The sequence below is a fragment of the Algoriphagus sp. genome (assembly GCF_030694375.1).
GTDB lineage: Bacteria > Bacteroidota > Bacteroidia > Cytophagales > Cyclobacteriaceae > Algoriphagus.
The window spans coordinates 583,426-589,939 of record NZ_JAUXYL010000038.1 but is presented as its reverse complement, the minus strand read 5'-3'; the positions used below and the strand labels follow the sequence as shown (position 1 = coordinate 589,939).

Annotated in this window: 7 protein-coding genes; 1 reads left to right on the top strand and 6 read right to left on the bottom strand. The window is 40.2% G+C overall.

Annotation, left to right across the window (positions count from 1 at the left end):
- Positions 1 to 393: 393 nt before the first annotated feature.
- From Q8M62_RS14455 to rpmH, 5 genes are read right to left on the bottom strand one after another with little or no spacing between them, the layout of a single operon-like run.
- On the bottom strand, positions 394 to 903 hold the full coding sequence (locus Q8M62_RS14455; protein WP_304901924.1) for a DUF2480 family protein: 510 nt from the start codon (positions 901 to 903) through the stop codon (positions 394 to 396).
- A complete protein-coding gene (gene tsaB, locus Q8M62_RS14450; protein WP_304901925.1) occupies positions 900 to 1,604 on the bottom strand; it encodes a tRNA (adenosine(37)-N6)-threonylcarbamoyltransferase complex dimerization subunit type 1 TsaB in 705 nt (234 codons plus the stop codon). Before tsaB ends, Q8M62_RS14455 begins: the two co-directional genes overlap by 4 nt.
- Entirely contained in the window at positions 1,591 to 3,252 is a 1,662-nt protein-coding gene (locus tag Q8M62_RS14445) for a S41 family peptidase (RefSeq protein ID WP_304901926.1), read from the bottom strand. The genes tsaB and Q8M62_RS14445 overlap by 14 nt, the downstream gene beginning before the upstream one ends.
- Positions 3,249 to 3,629 carry a ribonuclease P protein component gene (rnpA, locus tag Q8M62_RS14440; protein WP_304901927.1) on the bottom strand — a complete coding sequence of 127 codons (381 nt, stop codon included), beginning with the start codon at positions 3,627 to 3,629 and terminating at the stop codon, positions 3,249 to 3,251. The genes Q8M62_RS14445 and rnpA overlap by 4 nt, the downstream gene beginning before the upstream one ends.
- Positions 3,630 to 3,677: 48 nt before the next feature.
- A complete protein-coding gene (rpmH, locus tag Q8M62_RS14435) occupies positions 3,678 to 3,836 on the bottom strand; it encodes a 50S ribosomal protein L34 (RefSeq protein WP_092729746.1) in 159 nt (52 codons plus the stop codon).
- Between the two features lie 136 nt (positions 3,837 to 3,972).
- On the opposite strand from rpmH, the gene Q8M62_RS14430 reads away from it, so the two are divergent.
- Positions 3,973 to 5,625 carry a M61 family peptidase gene (locus Q8M62_RS14430; RefSeq protein WP_304901928.1) on the top strand — a complete coding sequence of 551 codons (1,653 nt, stop codon included), beginning with the start codon at positions 3,973 to 3,975 and terminating at the stop codon, positions 5,623 to 5,625.
- A gap of 49 nt (positions 5,626 to 5,674) precedes the next feature.
- On the opposite strand, the gene Q8M62_RS14425 is transcribed toward Q8M62_RS14430, so the two are convergent.
- Entirely contained in the window at positions 5,675 to 6,403 is a 729-nt protein-coding gene (locus tag Q8M62_RS14425) for a peptidase, M16 family protein (RefSeq protein ID WP_304901929.1), read from the bottom strand.
- Positions 6,404 to 6,514: the final 111 nt, after the last annotated feature.

Genomic DNA, 6,514 nt, shown 5'->3' with positions numbered 1-6,514 from the left:
CGTTCATCCTGAGCCAGGATCAAACTCTCCATTGTAATTTATCATTATTGTCAATCACTGAGCGCCCTAAAGCTTCTCAGCAACTTCCTGCCCTTTTTCTCAGGCTTTCTTCTCTCTCTTACAACATTTCAAAGAACTTACTCCCGATCTTTATCGAGACTAGTGAAACCCTTGTTTCGAATGCGAGTGCAAAGATCGGATTTTGTTTTGATTTTACAAATCCGAGATGAAAATTTTATTGATTATTTCATTTCTTTTGTCGCTTTTTTTCAAATTTGTTCGAGGCATATCCTCGAATGGGAGTGCAAACATAGAGGAGTGAATTTGATTACACAAGTCTTTGCTACACAAAAGTTGTAATCTTTTTTACCTAAAGCCTCTTCTCTTTCAAAATCAGGACTTTCCTTTTTTAAATAAAGGAACTGTGCTGCAGGGTTCCCCAAACATCAGCGACTTCGCAACAGGTTGTAGCAGGGAAATCATCCTTCCATAAGCAAAAAGTGGAATCGGAAATTTACTGCAGCCTTTAATAACTATTGGCCGATCTCTGAAGGATTCAATGTCAAATTTTCTAATGACTGATTCAGATATCATAATTTCAAGTATACTAAGATCACCTACTGAATACCCTCTAGAGACTGGATCGAGATAAGTACAGACCAGCATAAACGCCCATGTCGGAACTATTGCGTCAACAGAACATTGAATCGCCACCCACTTATTGCGATAGATTTCCCAGTCTACCTGCTTCAGGGATTGTCTAAAATCCTGCTCTTTCAGAATCAACTCCTGCCATAAAAATGGCTTTAAATCAAAAATCACACGGTCTTCCTGAGGATAAATTTCCTCGAGATTAATGGAAATGATTTGACTGGCAGATACTCTGTTTACTATTTCACTCATAAGCTGAGTAGCGGATTCTTTTTTGAATGAAGGGCTTTAAATTCCTTGAGGTAATTTGGCACGAAATAGGCCAAGTCTACAAATTCGGATTTTCTGAACTTCTCCAAAGCTAAGTTACCCATATGAGAAGCGGAAAATACAATTTCTGAATTGAAAGTAGCATTTTCGCTGCTGACCACAGATTTAACTTTTTGAACTGCATCCCCAAGAAAATAAACCCGCCTATTCTCCAAAAAGTTCTCAAAAACCCCATCACCTAAAATCTCAGCTGCAAGTTTTGAAACTGAATTTAATTTCCAGTCGAATACTTCCCTGTAAATCTCCATTCTGCGGGCATCTAAAACTGGAATGATCAATTCGCCCTTTTTGACAGATATTGCACTTGCCAAGGACTGAAGCGTGTTGATCGAAATTAAGGGCTTATCCAGCCCAAATGCGAGGCCTTTTGCAGTGGACACCCCTATTCTCAGTCCAGTGTAAGACCCTGGTCCTTCAGAAACCGCTATTGCATCCAATTGACCCGACTCAATACCAGCCTTCTTCAATGATTCTTCAACCAGAAGCATCAATTGCTCGGCATGCGCGCTTTGTTCATTTGTCTCGCATAGGCTGATGAGTCTACCGGAATCATGAATGGCTACTGAACAAACCGAAGTTGCGGTTTCAATCGACAGTATCATGCCCATCTTACTTTCTTGCAACTGTAAGGGTTTTGGTGGTTTTTGCCAGATCAAAAAGATAGGTTTTAGCCAAATCCACTGCAGGGTCCTGATCCAATCCAGCCTCAATCATTCCTTCCTGAAAATAATATCGTGACACGATTTCTTCGCTAAGAATTTTTTTGACTTCTGCTTTATATGTATCCAAATCACCTTCTTTACTGTGATTCACCTTTGCTTTGATTGCTTCTAATTGAGCCTTAATCTCTCCAAAGTAGGCTTCTTTTTCGGCGTGTTTTTCCAAATCTTGCACAGACTTCTCTACATAAGTAGTGTAATCGTACTCTTTCCCAACAAGAAACTTTTTAAATTCCTCATAATCTTTATCACTTATTGAAAAAGTCAATGGATCCGAAATTGACTTATGCTTATAGAAATATTGGGTAGCGAAATCAAAAATATGATTCCCTGCGACAAGCGTGTAAGAAATTGGCGCATATGACACTTCACTCACCAATTCGTCCGGCTCTATGCCTGCTCCATCGCGGACTATGCGCCCATTTGCAGTCTTAAAGCTTTTCCTTAAGGAATCCGGAACAGTGATAACTGAACCATTTTCTCTGGTTTGGGCGTAATCAATTGCCTGAATACACCTACCACTTGGAATATAGTATTTGGCCGTGGTCACTTTGACTTGGGAATTATAGCTTAGTGGAATTGTTGTTTGGACAAGTCCTTTCCCAAATGATTTTCTACCAACCAAAACAGCTCTATCGTAATCCTGCAATGCACCAGCTACAATTTCAGCCGCCGAAGCACTTCGCTCATTGATCAAAACCACGATGGGAATATCTTTATCAATCGGTGTTTTGGAGGTTTTATAGGTGTAATTCACGTTTTGGAGTTTTCCTAGCGTTTTCACTACTTCTTTCCCCTTTGGGATAAATAGATTAACAATCTCTACGGCTTCACTAAGTAGTCCGCCTGGATTATCTCTCAAATCCAAAATCAAACGGTCAGCACCCTGGGATTTAAGGTTAACAAGTGCATTTCTTACCTCTGTAGAAGCATTGGTCGTAAAGTCCGCAAGTTTTACATAGCCAGTTTTGTCGTCCAGCTTACCATAGAAAGGAACATTTTTCAGTGTTATCTTTTTTCTGATTAAAGCAAACTCAAGCGTATCCTTATCACGAAGAACTTTTACTGTCAGCGGAGTATTAGCTGGACCTTTCAGAAGTTCTGAAACCTCAGAAGTCGGTTTCTTTGCCACATCTACTGAGTTGACTTTTAAAATATAATCTGCAATTCTCAAACCTGCCGTCTGGGCTGGAAAGCCGGTATAAGGCATCAAAATCATATTCCCCCCACCCCGGTTTCCTATAAGCGCCCCTATCCCGGCGTACTCACCGGTTGTCAGCATTCGGAAGTCTGCAGACTCTTCCTCAGGAATGTATTCCGTGTAAGGATCCAGCTCCTCCAGCATCGCATTAATCCCAATCGTCACCAATTTATCAGGATCAATTTCATCCACATAATAAGAATCCAACTCCCTAATCAATGTGGCAAAAATGTCAATATTCTTGGCCAAGGCGAAGAGCTTGTCATTCTTTACCTGAAAGGCAAAAGCCCCGAGAAAAAGAACTAGCATTAATGGAATAAAAACTATTGGTTTTTTCAATTTTGGAATCATGAGGAAAACGGAGTTTGAGATAGTTCCTGATTCAGCCGATTGAGGACTTGAACCATTTTAGGTTGAATTTCAGCAAATGACATTTCTGCCTTACCAACAAATATAAGGCCCAGGATAATTCCATCAGGAGGCAAGATTTGCTTATTCAATCGATAGGCCTCTTTCAGCCTTCGTTTAATGAAATTTCTGCCTGTGGCTTTTTTGATTTTCTTTTTCGAAACAGAAAAAAGTACCTGATTTGGCTGGCCAATTAAATCTTCTTTCTTTAGAAAAAGAACTTTGAATGGATACAAAAAAAAAGAGGAACCTTCGTTAAAAAGTTCCTTGATAAGCTTTTCGGCATGTAGCCGCTCGTTTTTCGAAAGTCTATAATTCATCGCAAGGACTGTACTCGTATGTGAACATACGAAAAGCAGCGCTAAGAATTACTTCTTAAGAGTCTTTTCAGAAGAGACAGTCAATTTGTGTCTTCCTTTAGCTCTTCTTGCCTTGATGACTCTTCTACCGTTAGCAGAAGACATTCTTTCTCTAAAGCCGTGCTTGTTTTTTCTTTTTCTGCGAGAAGGCTGGAATGTTCTTTTCATGATCGAATATCTTTAACTAGTTGCTTTCTTTATCATCTTTTCCGGATTGACCCTGAAAAGGATTGCAAAGATATGTACCATTTTCTTAAATACAAATCCACCTTCTACATTTGTTGCCAACACTATTAGATTTTCTATGCTTCGCTATACAGTTCAATCTAAAATTCCCACCTCCCAGTACATTCAATTGAACCTTTTGCTTGATTTAAAAGAAACAGAGCACGTAAAGCTTCAATTACCTGCTTGGAGAGCAGGTCGCTATCAAATCGCAAATTACGCTCAAAATATTCGGGGCTTCGCGATAAAAAATTCAGCGGGAGCCAAAATTCCATTCCGAAAAACCACTAAAGACCTTTGGGAATTCTCCTCTGATTCGAAAGGGCCCTACCTGATTTCCTATGAATACTACTGTGGAAAAATGGATGGGGGCAGTGCTTGGGTGGATGAGGAGCAAGTTTATGTAAATCTGGTCAATTGCTGTTTCGATGTTTTGGGTAAAAGTGAAGAAGAAATAGAGATTATATTAGATCTACCAGAATTCTCCTGCCAAACCTGCACATTAATCCAAGAATCACCCTCAATTTGGAAAGCGAAAAACTTCCAAATGTTGGCCGATTCCACCATTATTGCCTCAAAGAGGCTAATTCACTGGGAATATCAGGTTCAGAAAACACAATTTCATATTTGGATTCAAGGCGAAGTCCACTTTGACAAAAACCTATTTTTAAACAGGTTTAATTCCTTTTCAGAAAAGCTCATTCAGGATTTCGGAGAGTTTCCGGAATCGGAATATCATTTCATATTTCAGCTTTTGCCTTATTCGCACTATCATGGTGTAGAGCATAGACGCGGGACTGTCATTACCTTTGGTCCGGCTGAAAGCCTGAAAGATCCAATCCAAATGGAGGAACTACTCGGTGTCAGTTGTCACGAACTCTACCATGCTTGGAATGTATGCCGGATACGTCCAAATGAACTTTTACCCTATGATTTCTCAAAGGAAACCTATACCAAAGCCGGATTGATTTTAGAAGGAGTTACAACTTACATGGGAGATTTGTACTTGCTCAAGTCAGGCGTTTACGATCTCCCCACCTACCTCAGGCACTTTGAGAAAATTATTGCCCGGGAATCAGCCAACTTTGGATGGCGGAATTATACCATTCAAGAGTCTTCATTTGATTTGTGGTTGGATGGATACATCGGAGGGATTCCCGACCGAAAAGTAAACATTTACACGCGGGGCGCCTTGCTGGCAATTTGCATGGATATCCTTTTGTTGAAAAATGGAAGCGCTCTTGCAACGGTCATGACACAAATGTGGGAGCAGTTCGGAAAGCCATTTCTGGGTTATGGAATCAAGGATTTTGAAAATCTGATTATTGAACAATTTCAGGATAAATCGGAAATCAAATCTTTCTTTACTGATTTTGTTCAGGGATATGAAGATCTTTTTCCATTTCTTCAAAGCTTACTTTCTGAGATAGGAATTGAAATGAAAGAGGTCCAAACTGAAGATAGACTTCTACATCAATTCGGCATTCGGACCAATAGGGATGGGCTGGTTACTCAAATTCATCCAGATGCAAAGGCTTATTTCCTTGTGATGAAAAATGACAAAGTCCTCAATTTTTCCCTCGAAGGAAGCTCAGAATATCCAGAACTACTTGTAAGCCGACAAGATCGGACTCTGAAGTTTTCTCTTGAAAAAGACCCTAACATCTACTTTCCTCTTTTTCAACTTTCACAGAAAGAAATATATACACTTACCGAAAAATGGCTGGCATAAAAAAAGACCTCCAAAACTTGGAGGTCTCAAAAGTCTTTAACTTTTAGGATTATTGAAAATCAGAATCAGAAAGGGTCTGATTAAATTTTACTGAAATCATTTTGGCTTCAAGTGCAACAGGAAGCATTGGGTTTTTGATGGTCAACATCATTGGAAACAATACGCCGTCCACTGCCTGGTAATCAGAATAAGAGATCTCACCTGTTGCGTCTGAACTAGTTTTAAGTTTCAATCCGCTTTCTACCGAGTAGAATTCATTGGTCACCATTCCATTAGGGGCAGTGATCCCAATCTTGTTGGCTTGCTGTCCATCTACCTCTTCAGTTCCCAAAAACTCCAATTCGAAACCCATTTCATCATAGAACTGCTCCGGAAAAACGTATGTCTGAGGCTTAAGCATTGCCGCTGTCTCCTCAGGAAGCTCTTGGACTTGACCCATCATAACCATTTGTGCTTGTCCTCCTACCAACAAGGTTTTCTGCATCACATTTCCACCTACGGCAGTAGATTGCATCATTCGGGTATTTTCAGAATCAGCGATTGTCTTGATTTCAATAATTTGACCCTGAAAGTTAGCCTCTGCGGTCATACTGGCATTTTTGATGGCCTTCACTTTAGCTTCGCCGCCAACGGCCTTAATATAATTAGCGATAATAGTCTCCGGATCGTTTTCCACAATCACAATAGGATCACCATTATTAATTCCTTTTTCAGCTAATAGTCTGCTCTGAAATCCCGCAATCAGAATCGCGGAGACCAAAAGTGTTTTGATTTTCATATGATTATAATTTGATTTTTAAAGGCCACATGCCCGCCTGTAGTCGGACAGGGAATCTTCGCATGGATTCCCCGATAGCTCGGGGCATCCCTCTGTGTGTCGATTTGGGTC

Bases quoted from the DNA above. Each gene is read 5' to 3' on its own strand.
- Q8M62_RS14455 (WP_304901924.1), bottom strand. From the start codon at position 903: ATGAGTGAAATAGTAAACAGAGTATCTGCCAGTCAAATCATTTCCATT.
- Q8M62_RS14445 (WP_304901926.1), bottom strand. From the start codon at position 3,252: ATGATTCCAAAATTGAAAAAACCAATAGTTTTTATTCCATTAATGCTA.
- rnpA (WP_304901927.1), bottom strand. From the start codon at position 3,629: ATGAATTATAGACTTTCGAAAAACGAGCGGCTACATGCCGAAAAGCTT.
- rpmH (WP_092729746.1), bottom strand. From the start codon at position 3,836: ATGAAAAGAACATTCCAGCCTTCTCGCAGAAAAAGAAAAAACAAGCAC.
- Q8M62_RS14430 (WP_304901928.1), top strand. From the start codon at position 3,973: ATGCTTCGCTATACAGTTCAATCTAAAATTCCCACCTCCCAGTACATT.
- Q8M62_RS14425 (WP_304901929.1), bottom strand. From the start codon at position 6,403: ATGAAAATCAAAACACTTTTGGTCTCCGCGATTCTGATTGCGGGATTT.